General features: G+C 37.1%; 20 protein-coding genes. 8 read left to right on the top strand and 12 right to left on the bottom strand.

Annotation, left to right across the window (positions count from 1 at the left end; translation table 11 throughout):
• Window positions 1-59: 59 nt before the first annotated feature.
• The gene (locus CPT03_RS06050) at window positions 60-818 is read right to left on the bottom strand and encodes a hypothetical protein (RefSeq protein ID WP_157766366.1); all 759 of its coding nucleotides are present in this window, start codon (window positions 816-818) and stop codon (window positions 60-62) included.
• 399 nt (window positions 819-1,217) lie between these two features.
• Between CPT03_RS06050 and CPT03_RS06045 the strand changes: the two genes are divergently transcribed.
• Window positions 1,218-1,670: a hypothetical protein gene (locus tag CPT03_RS06045; protein ID WP_157766365.1), complete on the top strand. Its 453-nt coding sequence runs from the start codon at window positions 1,218-1,220 to the stop codon at window positions 1,668-1,670.
• On the opposite strand, the gene CPT03_RS06040 is transcribed toward CPT03_RS06045, so the two are convergent.
• The 3 genes from CPT03_RS06040 to CPT03_RS06030 form a co-directional block, all read right to left on the bottom strand.
• Window positions 1,663-2,094, bottom strand: coding sequence for a secondary thiamine-phosphate synthase enzyme YjbQ (locus tag CPT03_RS06040; protein ID WP_099437992.1), 432 nt, complete (start codon window positions 2,092-2,094; stop codon window positions 1,663-1,665). The two genes, CPT03_RS06045 and CPT03_RS06040, sit on opposite strands and share 8 nt — an antisense overlap.
• A 92-nt stretch (window positions 2,095-2,186) precedes the next feature.
• Window positions 2,187-3,434: a hypothetical protein gene (locus CPT03_RS06035; RefSeq protein WP_099437991.1), complete on the bottom strand. Its 1,248-nt coding sequence runs from the start codon at window positions 3,432-3,434 to the stop codon at window positions 2,187-2,189.
• Between the two features lie 2 nt (window positions 3,435-3,436).
• Window positions 3,437-3,835 carry a hypothetical protein gene (locus CPT03_RS06030; protein ID WP_099437990.1) on the bottom strand — a complete coding sequence of 133 codons (399 nt, stop codon included), beginning with the start codon at window positions 3,833-3,835 and terminating at the stop codon, window positions 3,437-3,439.
• 329 nt (window positions 3,836-4,164) lie between these two features.
• Between CPT03_RS06030 and CPT03_RS06025 the strand changes: the two genes are divergently transcribed.
• Entirely contained in the window at window positions 4,165-4,629 is a 465-nt protein-coding gene (locus tag CPT03_RS06025; RefSeq protein WP_157766364.1) for a DinB family protein, read from the top strand.
• Window positions 4,630-4,736: 107 nt separating this feature from the next.
• Here CPT03_RS06025 and CPT03_RS06020 read toward each other — a convergent pair whose 3' ends face one another.
• Complete coding sequence (locus CPT03_RS06020; protein ID WP_099437988.1) at window positions 4,737-6,086, bottom strand: sensor histidine kinase; 1,350 nt, start codon at window positions 6,084-6,086, stop codon at window positions 4,737-4,739.
• A 257-nt stretch (window positions 6,087-6,343) separates the two neighbouring features.
• On the opposite strand from CPT03_RS06020, the gene CPT03_RS06015 reads away from it, so the two are divergent.
• Window positions 6,344-6,931 carry a hypothetical protein gene (locus tag CPT03_RS06015; protein WP_099437987.1) on the top strand — a complete coding sequence of 196 codons (588 nt, stop codon included), beginning with the start codon at window positions 6,344-6,346 and terminating at the stop codon, window positions 6,929-6,931.
• 41 nt (window positions 6,932-6,972) lie between these two features.
• On the opposite strand, the gene CPT03_RS06010 is transcribed toward CPT03_RS06015, so the two are convergent.
• Entirely contained in the window at window positions 6,973-7,617 is a 645-nt protein-coding gene (locus CPT03_RS06010; RefSeq protein ID WP_099437986.1) for a hypothetical protein, read from the bottom strand.
• 157 nt (window positions 7,618-7,774) lie between these two features.
• Here CPT03_RS06010 and CPT03_RS06005 point away from each other — a divergent pair, with 157 nt between their 5' ends.
• Entirely contained in the window at window positions 7,775-10,627 is a 2,853-nt protein-coding gene (locus tag CPT03_RS06005; protein WP_099437985.1) for a leucine-rich repeat domain-containing protein, read from the top strand.
• A gap of 15 nt (window positions 10,628-10,642) precedes the next feature.
• On the opposite strand, the gene CPT03_RS06000 is transcribed toward CPT03_RS06005, so the two are convergent.
• Window positions 10,643-11,143, bottom strand: coding sequence for a hypothetical protein (locus CPT03_RS06000; protein WP_099437984.1), 501 nt, complete (start codon window positions 11,141-11,143; stop codon window positions 10,643-10,645).
• Window positions 11,144-11,247: 104 nt separating this feature from the next.
• Between CPT03_RS06000 and CPT03_RS05995 the strand changes: the two genes are divergently transcribed.
• Window positions 11,248-11,748 (top strand): RICIN domain-containing protein, encoded by a 501-nt coding sequence (locus CPT03_RS05995; protein ID WP_099437983.1) that lies wholly within the window; start codon window positions 11,248-11,250, stop codon window positions 11,746-11,748.
• Window positions 11,749-11,782: 34 nt separating this feature from the next.
• Here the strand turns inward: CPT03_RS05995 and CPT03_RS05990 are convergent, their stop codons facing one another.
• The 4 genes from CPT03_RS05990 to CPT03_RS05980 all read right to left on the bottom strand — a co-directional run bounded on the left by CPT03_RS05990 (window position 11,783) and on the right by CPT03_RS05980 (window position 15,275).
• Complete coding sequence (locus CPT03_RS05990) at window positions 11,783-12,388, bottom strand: helix-turn-helix domain-containing protein (protein ID WP_099437982.1); 606 nt, start codon at window positions 12,386-12,388, stop codon at window positions 11,783-11,785.
• A gap of 141 nt (window positions 12,389-12,529) precedes the next feature.
• The gene (locus tag CPT03_RS23045; RefSeq protein ID WP_245869987.1) at window positions 12,530-12,763 is read right to left on the bottom strand and encodes an SRPBCC family protein; all 234 of its coding nucleotides are present in this window, start codon (window positions 12,761-12,763) and stop codon (window positions 12,530-12,532) included.
• 16 nt (window positions 12,764-12,779) lie between these two features.
• On the bottom strand, window positions 12,780-12,980 hold the full coding sequence (locus tag CPT03_RS23040) for a hypothetical protein (protein WP_245869986.1): 201 nt from the start codon (window positions 12,978-12,980) through the stop codon (window positions 12,780-12,782).
• Between the two features lie 213 nt (window positions 12,981-13,193).
• On the bottom strand, window positions 13,194-15,275 hold the full coding sequence (locus CPT03_RS05980; RefSeq protein ID WP_099437981.1) for a hypothetical protein: 2,082 nt from the start codon (window positions 15,273-15,275) through the stop codon (window positions 13,194-13,196).
• A gap of 177 nt (window positions 15,276-15,452) precedes the next feature.
• Here CPT03_RS05980 and CPT03_RS05975 point away from each other — a divergent pair, with 177 nt between their 5' ends.
• Together CPT03_RS05975 and CPT03_RS05970 are read left to right on the top strand one after the other, a co-directional pair.
• Entirely contained in the window at window positions 15,453-16,670 is a 1,218-nt protein-coding gene (locus CPT03_RS05975; RefSeq protein ID WP_099437980.1) for an FG-GAP repeat domain-containing protein, read from the top strand.
• A gap of 25 nt (window positions 16,671-16,695) precedes the next feature.
• Window positions 16,696-17,055 (top strand): hypothetical protein, encoded by a 360-nt coding sequence (locus CPT03_RS05970; protein ID WP_099437979.1) that lies wholly within the window; start codon window positions 16,696-16,698, stop codon window positions 17,053-17,055.
• Window positions 17,056-17,072: 17 nt separating this feature from the next.
• On the opposite strand, the gene CPT03_RS05965 is transcribed toward CPT03_RS05970, so the two are convergent.
• Complete coding sequence (locus CPT03_RS05965; RefSeq protein ID WP_099437978.1) at window positions 17,073-20,339, bottom strand: glycosyl hydrolase; 3,267 nt, start codon at window positions 20,337-20,339, stop codon at window positions 17,073-17,075.
• A gap of 366 nt (window positions 20,340-20,705) precedes the next feature.
• On the opposite strand from CPT03_RS05965, the gene CPT03_RS05960 reads away from it, so the two are divergent.
• Window positions 20,706-22,313, top strand: a complete 1,608-nt coding sequence (locus CPT03_RS05960) for a discoidin domain-containing protein (RefSeq protein ID WP_099437977.1) — start codon at window positions 20,706-20,708, stop codon at window positions 22,311-22,313.
• The last annotated feature ends 3 nt before the right edge of the window (window positions 22,314-22,316 follow it).

Raw genomic sequence — 22,316 nt, 5'->3', positions numbered from 1 at the left:
AAATGGCGAAACCAATGACCATCTGTTTAGTATGGTCATATGCAACTGATGAACCGTAGCTATTTTTTGTTTGGATCTACGGGTACGATTTTGAAAAATTTCTGTCCGGGCTTAATCTCGGTGCCTTTAGAGGTAACATCATCATTCTTACGCACGTAATAATTCCGGAGTGTTTCAACAGGGATATCGTCACCAGCATCAGAAAAATACTTCCCGATCATTCTTGGATAAACGATCTGATGATCACTCATTATTAACTTTCTGCCTGAGGGCAGTTCCAGTTTTTCAATCTGTTTGAGCAGATCGATGAAAGTAGCGACATAGCCCTCCTCGATCCTAATCTTTTCGCTGACTTCGAAGACCTTTAATTCATTCAGGCGAGCCTGAAGTTCTTCAATCAATTCCTTTTGTTTTTGTATTCTAATTTCTTTTTCTTCAATAACAAGATGGAATGGCCTTGCATCCCAGACATCTATACTCTTCAGGTACTTTTGAAACTGTTGAAGTTTTTCAATATTATTTCTGTGAATTGCGTGGCTCTGAGAAAAAGGATTCTGTATTTCATAATGTTTGATCCTATTCTGGACGATCTGCCATACGTGGCGAAAGAAATTCTCTTCGCTAGTGAGATCATTTTTTAGTGCATAGTTTAGGTGATAGCTGTAATAATCGACAAACTTCTTTTCATCCATACTGTAAATCTTCAGCACAAAGTGGTTGTCGTCATAATTGTGAGATAAGCCCATGAAAGTGCCCAGATCATATGGATTAGATGAAAATGAAAATGGTCTGCGAACTTTGAAGTAACTAGTTTTCATAAGTAAGATTCTGGTTAAGGCTAAAATAAGTTTTTTTAGAAAAAATCACTATTCGTCATGCCAATACCGACTTAGAGCATTCCTAATCCAGTGTCTAGCCAGATAAGATTAATCGGTTAGATGTCTTGCTATATCCTGTCATTAAAACAGCACATGGCCTAGGAGCCGCACCAATCATTACGAATCCCAAGCTTAAATTTTGATCAATAGCACGTTTTCCTGAACATCTGCATATTCAAAATTTTCTTTTAAATAAACACATCTAACCTAAACAATCCATACATTACGCCAATGCACTCGATAAAATTAAACTATAATAACAATTAATAAAATACCCCCTTGTGCTGTTTATTAAATAAGTACGCCGACAAGCATCCATTAGTGACTGGGGGCTAAGCCATGCCAAATTCAAAAAACTGTACAAAACACAATGCCTGCTGCAGGAGGGGAATTATTTATCTTATGTTTGTAATCTCCAATTCCAAAAAAAGGAGCTTACCCATGCGTCCAATTCATAAAAACTACAAAATAGCCGCCTACTTAATATTTGCAGCATCAGCAGTTACATTAGTAAATCATTTTCTTCATTATACTGAAAATATTACCGCAGGTACTCTAGCATTAGAAACAACGCTTTTAATTGCGGTTCTGGGGTATTTTGCAACTCTAGGCAAGGACTGGCTGAAGTGGTTTCTAACTTTTATTACCGTAATTAGTGCATTTGCATTACAGCCTATTTTAAATAATTTTGATACTTACCCTGTCTATGGTATACTAAGTGTTATTGCTTGTGCTCTACAGATTATAGCGATGCCTTTTTTGTTTTTGGCACCTAAGGAGGGTGCTAAATAAGCTTCTCGCCCCAAGCAGTTATAACCAGGGTTCTTTCACCTCCATAATCGCGATGCTCGCAAAGATATATGCCCTGCCAAATACCTAATGCAAACCTTGAGTTACGAATGGGTATAGTTACTGAGCTACCCAAAATTGAGGATTTTAAATGAGCAGGCATATCGTCAGAACCTTCATAGTCATGCTCATAATCCGGATCATCTTCCTGAACCGCCTTATTAAAGAAAGTTTCAAAATCTTTCCGGACTGTCGGATCCGCATTTTCATTAATAGTAAGGGAAGCAGAAGTATGTTGAATAAATACTTGGCAAATCCCGGTTTTTAATAATTTAATTTCTGGCAAGGCCCTTTCTACTTCATCAGTAATCAGATGAAACTCTCTTTTTCTTGCCCGAAGCTTTAATGTTGTTTGGAAGATTTCCATAAATTATGATTGCAAGTTAGCGCTAATATCACTATGTACAACAAATTTCAAATTGCTCTTGCAAGAAACTAATTCAATAATCGATAACAAAATCAATTGGAGGAAATTTTCTTTGCAGAACCAAATGAGCTAATAAAGTTCAAAGCTGCAATAAGATTACCTCCCTTACTGATAGCACCATCAAAGTTTCTTCCAAATGCGAAAGTTAACTTCTTATTCTTTCCAATATCATATTCCGTGTTAAAAACCAATCGCCATGAAGGATCTATGGTGCTACTGGTAAGGATACTTCTGTAAATTACTTCGGTGCTCAAAGCAAATCGTCCGTTAAAACCATTAAACAGAAGCTTACCACCTGCATCAAACGTCGAAACATCTTTGGTCTGGACAACATTACTGTCATCGGCAAATATTTTATCCGGCTGAAACAGATACCTGGCAATCCCCATTACGGTTATACCATGGTTTCCACTTTCAAAACCACCAGTAAGCCAGGCTCCCCCCTTGGTAACTGAGCTGTTGTTGAACCTGTCATCAGGAAAATCAAGCGTTAAACCTGCTGCAAAATCCAGAAAAGGTCCAACACGTTCAATTTTAAAGTCAGCAGCTATTTTCTTTGCCGCCTGAAATGCTTCTGTTCCTTCTAATTCCACATTTGCATCTTCGTTAATTTTGGTATTTAACTCAGCCAATCTAGCAATCAAACGAGTTCTTTCAATAGCTATGCGCTCATCTCCGGGTGGAAAAATCGTTGTTAGTTTACGCAAAGAATCCTGCACAAGCTTAACATTTTTTGTGAGCTCATGTTTTCCCTCGGCACTTAAATAGTTTTGCAACATTATTCTTTGTTGAATAACCAAATTATCATAAACACTCTGCGTCTGTTCAGAAAACTTAGGCCTTATAATAGAGAATTTGAAGCCCAGGCCAACTTTCGACTGGCGAAGACTATCTACATCTTCTTTCCCCTCTGGCCCCATATGAGTATACCCCATTGAGAAAGTAAAGCTTTGCCAAAAAACATGCTTAAAATCAGTTGCCTTAAACTGATCTAAAGTGATGAGCTTTTTCTGGAATAAATATACTGGCGCCAGTTCTACCGCATAACTATTGGGTAGAGCGGTAAAATTTTTGATTGAATTCTGTAATGAAAGCGCAAAAGCATTTACATCTGTCGGCCTGTCTATATCACTAGGGCTCAACCCCAATAAATTAAAGGCCGGCGAAGATGGTGCTTTTAGTACATCAAGATTCACCTTAGAGGTATCAATTTGCTCACTTTGCGCAAATAACCTGGAGGCACAGCCAAGGACAAGGAAAATGAATATTCTTGTTTTCATAACTATTTATAAAAAAAGATCTCGATTTTATAACCTACTGAATCACCCTGATTAATAACTTGTTTACTCAGCACATAGTGGTATGGATTTACACCACCTGTAATGGAGAAATCAATTCCTGTTCTGTCATGCTCTGTATTGACATCGGTAACAATAGTTGTGATGTTCAGGAACCTATTTACAATGGACTTGTTTCTGCCCACTGAAAAATCGGTTAAGGTACCTAAGTGCTCACTTATAAGTACCTCATCGTCAATTTTTATTGTTGAAATGGAGGCCTGACCAATATCACCGATAATTAAATCTATTTTTACCAATTTACTGGTATTGTTTACCTGATAAACATCAGTTAGTGATGTTTGAGACACTGCTTCTTTGAAGAGTAATTTGATATTTGCCATATAAAATTGCTTTAGTTATTTACCTGAAATTGCAGCTGATTGATCGATATTTACAGTTGGAGCTGGTTGTGGAGTGGCGCCGTGATACATTCTACTAAGAATTGGAGTAATGAGAATTATAACCAATACCGTCATTATGTAAATATTAGTTAAATATACTTTCTAATTAACTATAAAACAATACCCTTTAGTAGGTATTTCACTTCAAAAATTAACCAATAAAACATAATTTAACATAACACTTAAATTTGTGAGAAATTAATTTCACACATCCAGTATGTGATGAATTGAAATTGAAAACTTTTCAAAAAGATGATGGTTACCTTATTATGGAAGTAATAATCTCGTCATTACTGGAACTGCTTGATGAACTTTATGTTGGTCCGGCAAGTAACTACACCTGGGTGATAGATAGGTACCCTGGTCATGGTTTTACTAAAGCAATTGAGCAGATCGACGCCGAACAGGCTTCAATCCCTATTGTTGAAGGTGGATCAACCATTGCAGCACACACTGAACATTTAAGATGGAGTATTCGGGTTGCACTGGAGTTTTTTGATGGCAAAATGCCCGCTCCTGATTGGGCTGATAGCTGGAGAATCCACAAGGTAAATGATCAGGAATGGCAAAAGTTACAGCAAGACCTGTTTAGCGCCTATCAAGATCTGAGAACTGCAATTGAGGAAAGGAAAGACTGGACGGATCAGAAGTTTAGACAAGGTACATTGGCTTTGATTCCACATGCTGCATACCATCTGGGTGCGATTAAGCAGTTGATTATTGCAACGAGTTAGATGATAGCAACTCATCCCTCTGTGGTTCTCTACTGTGCTATTGCTGATGCCATTTAATTAGTTGTGAAGAGTTCAATTTCATAAGTGCAAACCTCTGAATTTTAAACCTAATTAACGGGAAGGAGGACTTTTATTTCTGTTGTAATATTTTCTATTGAGCTGATTGCGATGCTCCCGCGATGCAGGCGCACTATATTTAAGGAGAGCGGGAGGCCAATACCATATCCCTTAAAGTCCGACGTATTTGAAGCTCTATAAAAAGGTTCAAAAATATGTTGTACATCACCGGGAGGTATACCAATTCCTTGATCTTTTACAGCAATTGACAATATGTTTAGCTTACTTTCTAATGTTACGAAAACGGGTTTGTTGTTAGAATATTTGCAGGCATTACTTACAATGTTTGCTATAGCTAGCTTAAGTAAATTAATATTTGCTTTTATCGTTATCTGGTCTTCATCGGCTGGCAGTTTACTAAAATCGATTTCAATTTTACTTTCCGGATGCACCTGGGTAACTGTGCGCTTGATATCCCAAAGCAATTCATCAATTCTTACCAATTCCCAAGGGTGGTTTTTACCATTGAAGCCTGTTTGAGCCAACCCTAACAAACTTGTAAGGATATGCTCCAGTCGATCCGATTCGTCTTTTATTTTGGCAAGAGCCAAATAGCGATCCTGACCATCAGCGTCTGATTTCATTGCAAGTTCTACCTCGCCACTAATAATAGTAAGCGGTGTTCTTAATTCGTGTGATGCATTGCTGATAAAATTGTTCTGTGTTTCGAAAGCTGTCTCTAACCTGTTCAACATATTGTTAAAAGTTTGTGAGAGTTGAGCCATTTCATCAGTACCGTATACATCAAGCCTTAAGTGTAGGTTTTCTGCCTTTATTTTCTTTACACTTTTAATAATCTTTCTTAGGGGATTAAGCATGTAGTTGGAGAATTTCCAGCCAACTATAAAAGACATAATTATAGATAGAAAAAAACCGGCGATTAGCGTTTTCTGTAAATCCTTTAGTTCTCTAAACCCAAAAGGATCATTGGCCGAAACAATAATAATACGATCTTGTTGATTACCAGTAAAATATTTTCCAACATAAAAATGATTTTCTTTACGATAACGGGCTACATTAAGTTTCTTAATTTTATCGTAAAAACTTGATGGTAATTCGATGTCTAATTTTATATTATTAATGTCGCCTTTTTCAATAACATATTCTTTTTCATCCGGTAAACGCTCTAAATATTGATTACGGACTTTAGCATACATGTTGTCGTTTTTATCTTCGGCAAGTCTAATTTCCGCAGCTATGTTAACTCTGGCTTCTAGTCTTTTATAAAAATCTTCAAAAGCAAAATCGTTAGCAAAATACCATACAAAACCACTCAACAAGGAAATGATAATTGCGGATAAAATAGCGAAAAGAAGTGTTATTTTTCTTGCTATACTCATTATGTATCTTTAAGATTTTCTCATCTCTACAAAGATTCTAATATTTGGCAGTAATCAAAATATTGAGCCTCAAAACAGTAAAGCATACCTTTTTTTTAACATTAAAAAGACACATGGCGGTTACTTTTTAGCCTATAGCCTTGCTGATCACTTTTCTGAGAGAGTATTTGTTTAAGCGTTGGCATTGGACTGGTTAATCCAAACGCTGCCAAAATATCTTAAAAAACAATAGATTTATCACAAAACACCAACGATAAATGCTGAAATTAGAAATCAGACCTAACATATTAGATAGAAAAAGGAAATTGGTGATTAATCCTGATATGATCACCTACGATGATTCAGACTGGAAAGACGTTCCAAATACTATTTTTAATAAAGATGAGGTAGAAGGTTTAAGATTTGGTATAGAGCCTATTAAAGGTTATGCCTTTACCATTGGACGTAGATATTATATTGACATTAGGGGATTTGAAGATAAAGTAATAAAAATTCGCTTTACATCTCTGTGCAGCATCAGAAAAAAAGAACTGCATAAAAGATACGTTGATATTTTAAATGCTTTATTCAATACTCATCAGGAAAACATTATAAACAGATATATTGATTCTTTTAACAAAAACTCTTTTGTTGAGATTCTTGGGACAACTTTTAAGTCTGATACAGTAATACTCATCAAGGATCATGAAATTCCTTATACTGATTTAGGATTCAGAGAATATATAGGCTATTATGCTTTGTTTTCTAAAAGCAATCCAAAAATCTACAAGAGTTACAACTATCTTAAGGATTGGAACTCTGCGGTAGTTTATAGCATTTCCAAACTCTTATTAGCAGAGAGTTAAATAGATAAGCAGTAGAATATTTATATTTTGGTTAACCCAACTTACTCTTCTGATTTAATATTAACATCTGATCTTTCAAATACCACACTTATCATAATTAACACTACGTATGCTAAAAGCAACCCCCAATTGTTGGTAGGTAAAATATGGCTATTAGCCTCGCACATGGATGTTAAATCTGCTGTAAACATTAAAAAAAATACTTGTAAACATATTATTTCAACAACGCTGTACATGAAAAAGAATCCTAACAGATAGGTCATGGATTCGGGTTTCATGCTTTGAAAATACCGAAAGAAAAATAGTGGTAAACCAATACTAAATACACCTGTTGAAAACCACATAAAATACCAGGAATACATGCAATCTATACCCAGTAATGACTTCAATATCTCATGATATGCCATAACAGCTATTGCAGCTCCTATTGAAAACATACCTCCAACAATGCAGAATGCCACAGTAATTCCAGAAAAATAAAACTTGTTTCTCCGTTTCTGTTTTTCAAAAGCAGCCTTTTTTTCAGTGATTACCTGATTAATGTTTTCAGGTAACTCTACACCCCTGCTCCTTAGCTCGACTAGTGCAAGGTCAACAGCTTCGTCTGTATGTTTGTTGGGATTATTGACGTAATACATCAATTGCTGATCAGTTTTCTGAGAGAGTATTTTTTTGAGCGTTGGCATTTTAATGGTAAAAAACCATGTATCTCTGCGATACAAGGAATGGTCTGGTTAATCCAAATGTTACCAAAATATCTTAAAAAAACAATGGGTACCTCGACAAAATTACTCTACTTTTTTGATTAACTTTAATTAGCCAACTAACCAACCTGCTCTTATAATGAACGTTCAACGCTTAGCCTTATCTGTACTTCTTACTTCTGCATTGCTATTGTTTTTTAATATTCAAAACATAAAGGCTCAAACTGATTCAGTTCTTTTTTATAAGTACATTGAAAAGCCTGAATACGAGTTGAGTTTTTTAAACAAATTAACAAACCCTATTCCTGAACTTGATTATCAGCATATCAATTTAGATGGTGCAGCATTGCGATATTTAAACGAAGTAATAAGGAATCATAAACAGGCAAATGTAGTGAGCATTTTTTTTGCAGTTAATGATACTATCAACATTGCAAAAGTTTTTAGTTTACTACAGCAATTTCCAAACCTGGAAGCCCTAAGTTTTTATGATAATGGTCAGAATTCGATCAAAAGCAAATATCGGCTTCCTGAAGAGATACTGACGTTAAGTAACTTAAAATTCTTTAGTATAAGTGGCGCCGAGAACCTTGATGCTCACGACACATTTGATAAATTACACAAAATGCCCTCACTTAGAGGTGTGGATTTGCTTGAATATAAACAGAAAATCCCTGATAATTCGGTATTACCAAATCAAATCACTTTTGTAATGTTATCTACGCCACAGCTATTGAGCCTGGATATTGAGCATGCAGTTTGGCAAATGGCTAAAATTGAACAAAAAGGCGACATTGATTCCAAAGATGAAACACTTTTGGAAAAACTGGCGAAAATAAGCACATTGAAAATGCTAGATTTCAAGTTTTGTTATATTAAAGATGGTGCGGTTTTTAAAAAATTCAGTAAACTTAATAGCTTAAGAATTAATCCAATCTTAGCAAAAGATGCTGAATTTATTAAGTCGTTATCGGCTTTAACTGAGCTTAAAGAACTGGCTATTTATGGGCCATTTGATACCAGCCACACTTTTTCAGGTCTCGAAAAGCTAAAAAATCTGGAGTCGTTAAGCTTACGATGGATAACAAGATTTAAAAATCATCCGTATGAACTGATTGGTATTAGGGGGCTTACTAAGCTCCGTTCGTTGAATATACAAAGTTGCGATTTATCAGGTTGCCCTGATTTTTTCAAGCCGCTTGTGAAACTGGAATCTGTAATACTAAGATGGAACACCGAAAAGTGGACACAAAACAGTTCATTTAGCCTTCCTGCTAGTCTGTATCAACTACCTGAATTAAAAACGCTTATCATTTGGAAAACCATTTCTGATATGCCTCCACTCATAAATCTGCCAAAACTTCAGATACTCGACTTAAGCTATAACAATCTTCAGCGCATTCCTGAAGAAATAGCTAACATTAAAAACCTAAAAGCATTGTTAGTGAGCGGGAACCAGCTTAAAGATATATCCAAATTACGTTGGGCAAACTTAACAACGCTTGAAAGTCTAGATCTAAGTCAGAACCAAATCACCCAGTTTCCAGAAGGAGTTCAGTATCTCCACCGGTTAAAACATTTGTTTTTCTCAAGAAACAAAATCACCAGTTTCCCGGCTTTAGATATGGGAAAATACCAATTGAAAAAGCTGTCCGTTGATAATAACCCCTTACAGAATTTACCTGCAAATATTGATCGTTACCAAGACCTGCAAGAATTAAGTGCCAGTAAATGTGGTTTAGAGAGCCTACCTAACGGCATTGGCAACTTAAAGCAACTTGAGGACTTATATGTTGATGGTAATAACTTAAAAACTTTGCCTAAGGGTTTAGCAAACAATTTGAACCTGCATAATCTGAATTTAAATAATAATAGTAAAATGGACGAACAAAGCATTTGCAATGTTGTTTTTGCCAATGCTAAAAAACAGCCTTTAATTGTAAATTTGGCTAATACTGGACTAAAAATATTGCCTGCCGACGCGCCATGGGAGAAACTGGAATTGATACTGGATTTAAGTAATAACCAATTAAAAACCCTCCCTGTTGAAATGACTAAGATGAAGTGGTTCAATATTACCTTAAAAAATAATCCATTAGCCATTGATACAGGATTTATAAGTCGAGGAATTTTAAATGCTGCTGATGCAAAAATAGTATTTGAGGAACTCGGCTATAAGCCAACTGCATTAAAAGTAACTAATAGTGAGCTGGTTATTTCGATGAGTAATGCTGTTGCCTGGTTGTATGCCGACAGTTCTTTTAAAAAAGCAGTTGAATTTGCTAAAAAAGCAAAAGATTTGGATTCAGCAAATTACGAGAAAAATGTGTATTGGTTTGCCATTGGCATGTCTCGATATAAAACTAAGGACTATAAAAATGCAATAACTGATCTTAATAAGAACCTGGAAAATTCTATCTATAAAACCTGGTGGCATACATTAGGAGCAAAGCAAAATGAAGCAGCACTAGCTGAATCGTATCGAATACTTGGAGATAAAACTAAGGCTGCGGAAATCCATGCTTTATTTGCTAATAAAAATTCAAGGACAGAGAGTTTTCTAAATGCAGCGCTAAGCTATATGGAACTTGGTGAGCTTTCCCTAAGTAAAAGGTACTTTGATAGTGCAGTATCAAAATCAAGAGGTAACTATTTGAAATATCCGAACCTAAAGGATATCCATATTTACAATTATGCTGAAATTTTAATTATGGCAGAAAAACCTGACGAGGTACTAAATATGTTTAAATCAGAAGATCCTAAGATATTTAAATTTAATCTGGCTAATGCAGACTATCTGGAGACAATAGCTTTGTTAATGAAATACCCGGCTGATTACAAAAAGTTGAAAAACGATTATCTTAAAAAGCTTGAAAAAAATGGAAAAGTTACTGATTGGGATTACAGTAACTTTAACCGTTGGATTAAATATTCTAATCGATCTGAGAAAGAGAAGCAACAATTAAGCGAAATTGAAGTACTTAACAATTAGCTCATTATTTTGCCTTTACAAGTCAGTAACATAATATATCCTGGCGTACTTAGCAACATCACCTTGGTCCTTTTCAGCTTCTTTACTATCAATCAGCAGTTTATTAATATCGTACCTACCTTCGTTCAATACAAAACTAAGTTCATAAACTTTACTATCACCTAGTTTTAAAAGAATTTTTGAGCCTGATGCATTTGCTAAAAAATTAAGGCCTATCAATAACGAGTTGAAATTAAACTTTTCATCACCATAAGAAAATGGAGGTCTGATGCTAAACTTTACTGGAGTTTCTTTGCCATCCGCAGTTTTCTGGAATACTTTAATATCATCTTTTGAATAGGCACCAGCAATTTTGTCGCTCAACAGATCACTGCCTGTGCTGTTTTTTATAACCAGATTTATCTCAGGTTCAGTAATAGGTGAACAGGCGCAAAGCCCACCCCCACCAATGTTATTTTTTTTACATCCCAGACTAGCAATAAAGAGCACCGCGCAAATAAATAGAAACTTTTTCATAATGGTTATTAATTTAGATTTTACACTAAAACGTTCCTAAAGTGTAAAACGCTACTCCCTAAAAGTAAAATAATTAAGTACATTTATATTGTAAGTAACTTGATATGAAATTTATAGCAACTATACTTTTAATTTCCCTGTTTACCTATACCTCATATTCGCAGGAAATAAAAGGCGCTTATGCTATAAAGAATATTAAAACGGGGATGTTGCTTCGGGTTAAGGATGCCAGTGGTAAAAAGGGGACACCATTGGTTGCTTATGACCCTCAAAACTGGAAATGTACGACCTGGGATTTTCAACACAAAGGAGAAAACACTTATCAACTGAAAAATCTGTTCACTAAAAAGACTTTTCAACCACTTGGGGAAGCAAAAGATGCAGCGGTTTTAGAGGAACAACCTCTTGTTTTAGATGCTAAAAACCAGCAGTATGAGTTTATTAAAGTAAAAAAAGACATCTACCTCATCAGACTTAGAGATACAGATTTGTATCTTACCCCTGCAGACTCTGAAGGAAGCACCAACTCGGCCATTATATTGGCCAAGAAGAAGGATTTACCAATTCAGCAATGGAGCATTTACCTGCAAAATCCAACAATGTAAAATGCTCCATATAATAAAGGTCCAATTCAAACTTTTATCTTAAAAAGGGAATTGCAGGCTTGTAATATACTTTCTGAAAATTATAACTACGTATGGTGTTTACAATAATAAAAGCTAGATTAACTGAATATAAAATAGGAACCATCAGTATAAATGCTTCTATTGCTCCTAAATTGAAAACTTGAAACGCTCGAAATAATGAACCACCAATATGAAATATTTGAATAATCATAGGAAAAATAGTAAAGAACGAGGCTAATATGCACCATGATATTTGAAAGTTCAGTAACTTTTTACCCGTCTCATTTACATATTTAATTTTGTCTTTTTTTAACATCCACAACGCCAGTGGCACAACTATCCCTAATATAGGGAAGGCTATAAAACTTAGTGCTGAGAGGTTTAACACTACTAAAAACCCCCTATCTTCATTCTCTGCCCAATCTATCAATTCATCAGGAGAGATATTTAAAGCCTTAGCCAGGCGCTGTAAGGTATCGCCTCTCGCTTCCGTCTCTCCGCCCTCTATTCGTTGAATTGTTCTTAAGCTAAGTTGAGATACTTCAGCCAACTCTTCCTGACTCATGCCCTTACGGCTGCGCAATGCTTTAATCCTTTTTGCTAATTCTGTATTTTTCATTTTAGAACGTTTTATGTACATAGCAAAGGTATTGTTAAGGCTGAATTTGATTTACGACTTGTTTGCGACATATTTACGTCATACGTGTCTAATAGACTCCATTTACCTATTTTAAAGGTAATTATTGAAGAAGGAGCTGCATTATTGTTCGGCATGTTCTTTCAATGTTTTGTTCCTGTGAACAAGTAAGTCCGTTACGTATTTGTTAAGAAAGAGTACATTGGCCAATTTCCCTAAAACTCCCAGAGGAGATAAATAATTAAAAACATCTGTCATTAGTGTACCAGTTCCCTGAATTTCAAAAATATGCTCGTGTCTGAATGACTTAAAAGCTCCAAAAACCATTTCATCAACAAAATAATCAGGAGATTTCATTTCAATTATTTTAGAACTAAGCCTCTGCACAATTCCAAAATGCTTGGCTTCCCCATGTTACTGATTCATTCAATTCAATAAGACCGGATGTTTTACCTGCTATTGCCCTTTCATTGGTATGAGCAGTAGAGACCTGATGAAGATCAATGTTTCTGGCAAGGTCAAAGACTTTTGCCTGATCAGTATTTATAAAAGTTTCAATCCGGATAATTGGCATATACAAATTATACTACTTCTCTAGCCAACCTTCAATAATCTTCCAAGCCAAAATGAGGATAAAAACAATAATACCATAAAAGGGAGTGCGAAATACCCAATGTCTGTCGCTTGTAGGTATACGGTCTAGTTTTTTGAGCTCGTTAGGATCCATATAATAAAGATAAAATTACAATCAAAATATACTAGCTAAAATTCTTTAATTCAAAAAAACTCAAAGATTTTTGGTTGAACTGGCTACTTCAGCAATCAGTTCTTTATTCTTTTTGTCACGATTTTTTTCGGACAATCTCTTAATATATTCAGTAAAGGGGAAATCGAAACCAAAGCCAATAAAGCCACTTTTCCCTGAATCTCCTTTTCTTAAAATTGGAAATCCCGCCGTCACATTAAAATCTAGACTATTAAAAAAAGATATCCCAAGCCCTGTACCAATCATTGGTGCATTAAAATTTTTGGTAGTACCAGTGTTGAAAATATTGTATAGAATTCCTGAGCCATATACAATTGCATGCATGTTTGAAATTACTGGTTCTGAAGGAGTGGCGGTTTTCTTATATTTTGTACCTCCAATAGTGTAGGTTTCTCCCGGATTTCGAGTTTGCCAAAAACTTTTATCAAAAAATTTCCATTTAAATCCTATTTTTTCGCTTACAAAGCTGAAATTTGTAATCTTTGAGCCATCCTCTAACAGAAGTTCATTAGGAAAATACGTTGTATTAACTCCTACATTGAAAAGAACACTCCCTCTTCTTAGCTTATCTGACTTTACTGCACTTAGCCTAGATATCAGTGATTCTACATTTACACCGATGTATTCCTTTCCATTTGTATCTTTATAAACTGCAACAAAATCTCTGATGTAAGCATTTATAAAAACTAAAGCGTCTTTAATTCGTTCATTTGGAAATATGGTTTCTAAATCAGAAAGGAGTTTGACACTGTTTGAAAAAGTATTAGCTCTATCAAACTGATATGCAACAGATAAGATGGAGAGAAACTTTTCGATATTAGCACCAGAACCATGTGCCTTCAACATATTTGTATCATCATTAGCATAGGAAGCATATATGAATTTACAAATTTCTTCCAATCGCTGAACACTTTCGTCTGCCTTTGAATCCCATATACCTGCTGACCTAAGTTTGGGGATAATGTCAGCGTACAAGGTGTATACAACATCGGAGTTAATTCCCAATGCTTGAGAATCTGTAGAAACAGGGATTGAGCTTATACCGTTAAAATAAGATTCTGCCTTACTTGTATAGCTTTTAATCTGTTGTATTTCAGCTATTGCTTTATACAGACGATTGAACTTCGTCGTATCACTCGAATTCTGCATCAACTTTTGCATATTCGCAGTAATAATCTGTAAATCTGAATTTACATTTCCTATTTTGGTTTGTATATCTGCTACAGAGGTAATAACTGATGTTTTTCCAATATTCTTAAGCACATTATTCACATTTAACCTATAACTGTTTGCTCTTAAGCCATAATAAAGTAAACCAATCATATTGGTATATTGCGCTAAAGTAGCCTCCATCGACATATATATTCGCTTAGCAATAGCAAAGTCAGAAGGGCTTTCCAATTCTAGCTTTTTGTACTCATTAAGATACTCGTAAGATTGAGCATAGGATACCTGCATAATACCAAGCTCCTTAAGAGTCGCATTATTCCTGATGACTTCGCTGGACATATCAGCCATCAATGCAATCATTTTTGTTATATTAGGATTTAATGATACGTCTTCAGTCAATGTCGCTAATGGAGCTTCTTGTTTCAAAGATCTTAATCCTAGCTTTAAATCTGTAATTGTAAAATTTTTATTTGATGATATGGCTTTAATTGAATTGCATTGTGCCAGCGAATTGAAATCCGCCAGATATTCTGACTGTATTGTTCGGATATAATAATCGGCAAAAGCATAAGTAAATGTGATGTTAACTGTGTTTTCCAAGAGTTTTTTTGTAATTACATTAATATCGCGTTCAGAAACCACTCCCCTTATGATATTATCTGTAAATGAATAGAAAGCACCTCCAGCTGTATTGACCTTACTCAAGAACATATTCTGAACAAGTTTTAACCCTACCTCTTTTTGTTTTTCTGCAACGATTTGCATTATAAGTTCTGCATCCAATGTACCTTTGGCAAAGTTTAATCCATCGAGCCCAACTTGAAGAGTTGGTGCATTGTGCGTTAATTCAGTTTCAGTTTGCGCATAACCTGAGATTCCAAAGCTCAGCAAACCCAGCAGTGAGAATAGCTTAATTGTTTGTTTTAGTTTCATTTTAAGAGAGTAAGTCGTTATTTAGATGAAATTGAGAGATAAGCGAGAGAAACAGCACACATTACATCAGTTAAAATTAATAATTTTTCTTTAATTTCAAATAACTCTTCATTCTTCCAACATAACAGCTTATCTTGTAAACAAATAAGTATTGTTCCACCATAATACCTCTTGATTATGAAACTATACCTGTCTGCAAAACTCTGTGCCACTACCATCTTGTTAAGCTTTGCTACCAATTGCCATGTGTTTTCGCAAAACACTGAAACTAAGTATTTCAAAGACGTTACAACAACTCATTTACCAGTAGATCCAGAAGCTCATCCTTTGGATGTAGTACTTGTAGACGTGAATAAGGATGGGCATTTAGACGCTGTGTTGGCATTAGAAAACTTGCCGAACCGATTATACCTTAACGACGGTACAGGAAAGTTTACCTGGAAGAAGGGGGTTTTTGCAGAAAAATCGCACGATACCGAACACGTCCGTGCTGGTGATTTTGATAAAGATGGGAACCTGGACTTTGTATTTGTTGCCGAAGACGACCAAAACCATGAGTTTTACTTAGGGAATGGCGATGGAACTTTTAGAGATGTGAGTGATCGTTTGCCTGCAAAAAGTGAAGCAAATGGTCTTGACATTGGTGATGTAAATGGTGATGGACTACTTGATGTTGTTGTTGGAAATACAGGCCCTACGCCTTATAACTTTTTATGGCTCAACGATCCTAAAAAACCCGGCCATTTTATTGATTACACCAAGGAAGGTTTACCTGATATCCGTATTGAAACACAATCGGTTAAACTGGTTGACTTAAATAAAGACGGACACCTGGATTTAATTACTGGTAACGAGGTTCCTCCTAACCGTTTGTTCTTTAATGATGGAAAGGGTCATTTTACTGAGAAACCCGAAAAACTGGAACTGCTGGTTCCTTTACATACCAGAGAGGTTCTAGTTTTTGATGCAAATGGCGACAAGCACCTAGACATTCTGTTTCTTAACTTAACCAGCAATGGTGGTGCTTTTGAAAAAGACCCCACCGCTCGTTTGCTCATAAATGACGGTAAAGGAAACTTTAAAGACGAAACGGCAAAGCGTATTCCTAAGCAAGAATTCTCTACTTATTCAGGTGTAATTTTTGACTTTAACCACGACGGACATCCAGATATTATTTTAAGTGCACTTAAAATCCCTCCTTTTCAGCCTATGCAAGTTCAGGCATTGCAAAATGATGGTAAAGGGAACTTTAAATCGGTAACTAAGGATGTAATTCCTGAATCGACCGTTGGCAGAAGCTGGGGAATTGCCGTTGGTGATGTAAATAAAGACGGAAAACTTGATCTGTTTATTGGCCAATGGGGTACCCAAGCCCGGTTGGTTTTAGGGAAATAAAATATTTTTTTACTATCTTAGTATTATGCAATTTAGAAAAACGCTCCTCTATTTTGCATTCTGCAGCATATTTCTGGCAGGATGTATTAGCCCTACACCAGTTTCTTTAGCCGGCAAACAGTTCCGTTTAATTAGTCTTACTTTGAACAATACTGACCATTTGGAAACTACTTGCCTATTTAGTACAGATAAAGTTGAAATCTGGGAACATACTGATGCCAGAAAATGGTTTGCTAACCTTACTACTGGAGGTTATTCTATTAATAATAAGCATTTGAAATTACCCTTTGGGGAATTTGAGACAATCCGTGCAAAAGACGGATATTATCTATACGCTGAAGGTATTTTGAAATACAAATTGGTAATTAATAGTGGTACGTTGTAACACAAAGACATTATAAGCTACATCTCTTTTTGAGTTTCAAGTTTAACAGGTCCAAGCAAGCCCGAAACACGTAAAGCAGAGTCTTTTCCGGGGCCTGATATTGTCCACGTTTTGCGTTTATTTTCTGGTTGCCCTGCATCAAATACCAAACGATTGAACCAGGTGCTCGTTACTTGCACGTTCAACGTATTCTGTCCCTGTTTAACAAAATCCTTTAAACTTATACGGTATGGCGGAGCCCATAATTTACCCACCTCTTTACCATTTACGATTACAACCGCAGCCATATCAACTTTCCCTAAATCGAGAATATACTCCAGATCAGGTGCTGTTTTATTGATAGTGAATGTGGTTGTGTATGTTGCAGTACCCGAAAACGCTTTACCTTCTGCTGAAATATCAAGATCTTTCCATGGCTTTAGTTCGGTTATTTCCAAAGCTTCCGGAACACCCCAACCTTCTGGAAAGGTTAGCTTCCATGGCCCTGAAATTGGTAAGGCAGAAACTGTTTCAGTTGCTTTAAAGTTGGCTATGTTCTTTTCTTTTCTGAAAACAACAAAACATGAGCCTCCTTTTTCCAGATCAAGTTTAACACTTGTACGATCGGCATTGAACAGGCTTTCGGCTGGTCTGACTGTTCCACTTACCGGATCCCAGATTTCGACCTGTCCTTTTGCCCGGAAGCTCAATTCGCCACTAAATCCCTGACCTTTTGGTGCAGTCACGAAATACCAATCTGCCCCTTCTATACTTCGGTGCGACCACAAAGCATCACCTCCGGTAACGTCTGGTGTTATTTTTAATGCCTCCAATGCCTGATCTATAGTCATATCTGAGATGACATAACCTTTGCCTACTTTCTTTAAACCTTTGCCCTCTCCTCCCCATATATCCTTAACTGCAACATTAAAGCTTTGTTGTGCAGCTTTGCCATCTGTAAGGGTGGCTAACCCTACTGGAGCATTGCCTATAATAGTTGCTCCATTGCGCACTAGCGACCGTATTTTTAGTAGTGTTTGAGGCAACATGCGAGGCACATCTGGCAACCACAATACCCTGTAGCGGATGCCCTCTGGAGTTACGATCATACCATTTTCCACTTTCAATCTGTTCAACAGCACATCTGAATTACAATAGTCATATTTATATCCGTCCGGGAAAGTCGCGTTCTGGTTAGGTTTATGATTGGTCTCGTCGCCAAGATACCACAGCACATCAGATACTGGCTTTCCTCTTTCGAGCATATATGTGCAGCGCGATAAATAATCTGTGAAATCGGGCATGTATTGCCACCAGGTTTGTCCCCTTAGGAACGGCGTACCGATCCCTGCACCAAAAGAGCTACCCGGAGGAAGAAAAGGAGTTTGCGGGTTATGTGTATAGGTGTGAAATACATAATGACTAACGCCTTGCACACTGTTTATGTTGGCAACCTCTTTGAGCATATCAAGATGCTCATCCCAACTGAGCGAGATGTTTGTAAATGACTCTGCTGCTACACGTGGTTTACCGTACATTCTTGCAGCAGAGGCCGTTGGCTTAATTGGTTTGAAGTTTATAGAGCCGACAAATCCATCGCTCATTGGCTGCCAGAACTCGCACATGGGTACATCAGCAAATTTAAAATACTCCATAATATCGGCAGGCACAACATCGCCAGGACCTGTTTCGTAAGTAACTGATAGTCCATTCTCTTTTGCCAATGAGGCCATACGACCGTAATAATTATTGGTTAACAGATCATTAAGGGTTTTACGCCAATCGGTTAAAAAACGTGCTGTGGTTTCATGGTCTTTAATAACATAGCCGAATAATGCAGGTAGCCATTTACGAAGCTGATAATTGGAGATACGTTTAAATTCAGGTTCCATGTCCTGTGTCCAGCTTTGAGTATGACACTCCCAGCTATCGATAAGCATACCATTTAACAGACCACCAGCAAGTGGTCCGTTTGAAAGGCGCCCGATGTATCCTGCAAAATGTACATCAGCAGCCGATTTTGAGAACTTATTTGCCTCCCATCCGGTACCCTCAGCCGGTGCGGGTCCATTTTCCTTTCCGGAATTTACATGACCCAGGCGCAGGATTGTCCAATTGCCTTTAGGTGCCTGCCAGTTTAATTTTCCATCGGCAGTCATTTTATCTGAGATGTCAAGAATCTGATCCGCCTTAACGAAAGCTTCTGGCGATTGTTTAGGGTTTTGACCAGCACGTTCAAGACTTCTAAGTGTCCAGGCAGCTTCTGATTCCCAGTTGTTTTTGCGTGCAGCAGAAAACAGGCGAAGTGAACTAATGGTCATACCGTATTTATTGGAGATAGTAATTCGGTACTTTTTTACACCAGCAAGCTCAGAACAAGCCAGGGTAATGGGCAGCTCATCCTGCCAGTTTGATTGAGGCATCTCTGTGTGCAGAATATCTTTGGTTTTTCCATCAGATAAGATTCCTTGAATGGTTATGGTTACTCCAGGTTCGTAAGATTGACCATGATTGAAGCCCTGAACGCTCGAAAATTCTACACTGCGAAGTGCAACTGCGTCAGGAAATTCAACCTCTATCCAATAAGGCTTAGCAGGCTTGGCAGGTGGTAAATGAACAGACTCTTTTGCTTCTCCTGCAAAGTAGGGTTCCCATTTAAAATTAGTATTGCTATTAACTGATTTTGGTATCAAGGGTTTTCCGGTATCTCCGGTAGGGGTTGGAAAGGCGAGCACGGTAATATCTTGGTAGTCACGCCAGGCCTCGTTACTGGGTTGTGGTACTGGTAAAACTTGATTAATGGCCTTACCCCCAACTACATCAGTTCTGTTCCAGATCAGGTTACGCATGGCATTGGACGGTGTAATCCATGGTCCTCCGGAAGTAGCCCATCCCGGACAATTATTCATAGAAAACCTGAGGCCTAAACGACGGCATTCCTGAGCGGTATGCTTTACTGCATCGTCCCAATTGGGGCTAAGGCTCGTGATTTGAGGGCTTACCCCTGGCCAGGGCCCACCAAACTGACCGTGAAACAACTGGATTCCTGAAATTCCGGATTTTGCAATTGCTTCAAGATCTTTCGTAATTCCTTCTTTTGATACATTACCACCAATATAGTGAAACCAGGTTTCGGGATGATAAACTTTTGATGGTTTTAGAAAAGAGAGCACATCTTGATTGCCGAAAGCACGGTTAACTTCCTCTTGCGAGGGCACAAAAGGCACTTTAGCTAATTGAGCAGTCGCAGTAATTGAATAGGTGAATGACAGAAGAATTCCAAGAAGATATTTCACTTTGTGCATTAAGAATTGATTGGTTATACATTTGGTTACAGTAAAACCAAGATAAAAATCATTTATGTGATAACTGTCATGGCCTGTCGGTATATTCCTCTCACTTTGAGCTTTATCAAAATTTTACACAAACGTTTGCATATAATATTTGAACAGGAATCCATCTTTAATAAATCTGCAATAAAAAATTTCAGATCAGGAAAAGTTATTTATAAAACATATCCTTAAATTTCAATGAAATTGAGCAAATTTCAATCAAATATATGCCTTCAATGTGATAATCAAACGCTTGCGCAGCAGTTATAAAGAACTAGCTTACAACATTCCAGGATACTTGATTACTTTTTCATATCAATTCATCCTTAACCAAAATTTATGAAAAAAAGTAATCTTTTATTAGCGTGCATTTTTTGCACTACTCTCTTTACATTTTCATGTAAAAAGGCAGAAACCCCAGAATCAGACAAGAAAGATTTGTCGACTCATGACAGTACTGCAGAAATCATTACCCAAACCAGAAATGTAAACATTGTTTACTTTGTGCCCAGTGACCTCGATACTTTGGCAGGTTACCAAAAAAGATTGAGCGACCTTTTATTGTGGACCCAGGAGTGGTACAAACAGGAAATGAACCGCAATGGCTATGGCAATAAAACCTTTGGCCTCGCCAACAATGGATCGGGAGGTGTTAAGATCATTACCATTAGAGGTAGTTTACCTAAAAGCGGATATCCGTACTCTGGAGGCTCAGGAGCTGTGTCAAGTGAAGTAAATGCTTACTTTGCCGCCCATCCGGCAGACAATACCAGTGACCATACGCTGATTATTATACCAAGATATTCAATTGGTGCCAATGGCACTCCTAGCGGTGGCCCTTTTTATGGCACAGGCAGGTGGTGTTACGCACTTGACTATGAGGAGATGGACATACAAAATCTTGGCAAAAGCGACGCAGTTGGGAATAGATTTAGTGTTTGGTTTGGTGGCTTGGTACATGAATTAGGCCATGGACTAAACTTACCTCATAACAGACAAAAGGTTTCTGAAGATGCTACTCTTGGTATGGCTTTGATGTGGGCTGGTAATGGCACACTAGGTAAAAGCCCTACATTTTTAACCGCGGTTGATGCCGCAGTTTTAAATACCAACCAGGTATTTAATAATAATAGTAATACTTACTATGGCTCAGTAACCTCGAGCATTAATAAAATATACGCCAGCTACTCGAGCGCGCAGGCATCTATTATAGTATCTGGTAAGTTTACCTCAACCGGTAACGTAACCAGTATTCTTTATTTTAATGACCCTAATGTGAATAATGAAGGTACTGGTGTGAATCGTGACTATAATGCCATCGGCTGGGAATCAAAAAAAATAGGTACAGACAGCTTTAGAGTGGAAATGCCTATTGCCGACCTTGTAGAGAAGGCCGATGGGATTCCTTATGAATTAAAAGTTAAACTGGTACATGATAATGGTACTGTTACAGAGCAAATTTACTCATATACGTTCGCAGCCGGAGTTCCTGTTTTAAATTTTAGTACCAGAAACGAGCTTAGCAAAACCGGATGGAGCATTGCTACATTCAGTTCAGAAGAAACAAGTGGCGAGGGTGCAGTGAATGGTAGGGCAAGCAAACTGATTGATGGCAGCGGAAGCACTTACTGGCATTCACGCTGGTCAAGCTCTGCAACCTCTTACCCTCATAATGTAGTAATAGATCTGGGATCTTCTAAAACAGCTAATGGGCTTAGCTTAACCCAACGCAGTGGTTTGAGCCGTGCGGTTAAGAATTTTGAAGTTTTGACCAGTACAGATGGAATTAACTTTACATCAGTAAATAACTATGTTGCAGCAAATGCCGATGGCCCTCAATACTTTGATTTTGGAAGTGCAAAAACTTTCAGGTATCTGAAGGTTATCGCCAACTCTGCACATGATGGACTACAGTTTGCGGCTTTAGCCGAACTGGGATTATACTAATTA

This window comes from Pedobacter ginsengisoli, from assembly GCF_002736205.1.
Lineage (GTDB): Bacteria > Bacteroidota > Bacteroidia > Sphingobacteriales > Sphingobacteriaceae > Pedobacter > Pedobacter ginsengisoli_A.
The sequence above is the reverse complement of the archived record's forward strand: the minus strand, read 5'-3'. Positions and strand labels throughout refer to the sequence as shown.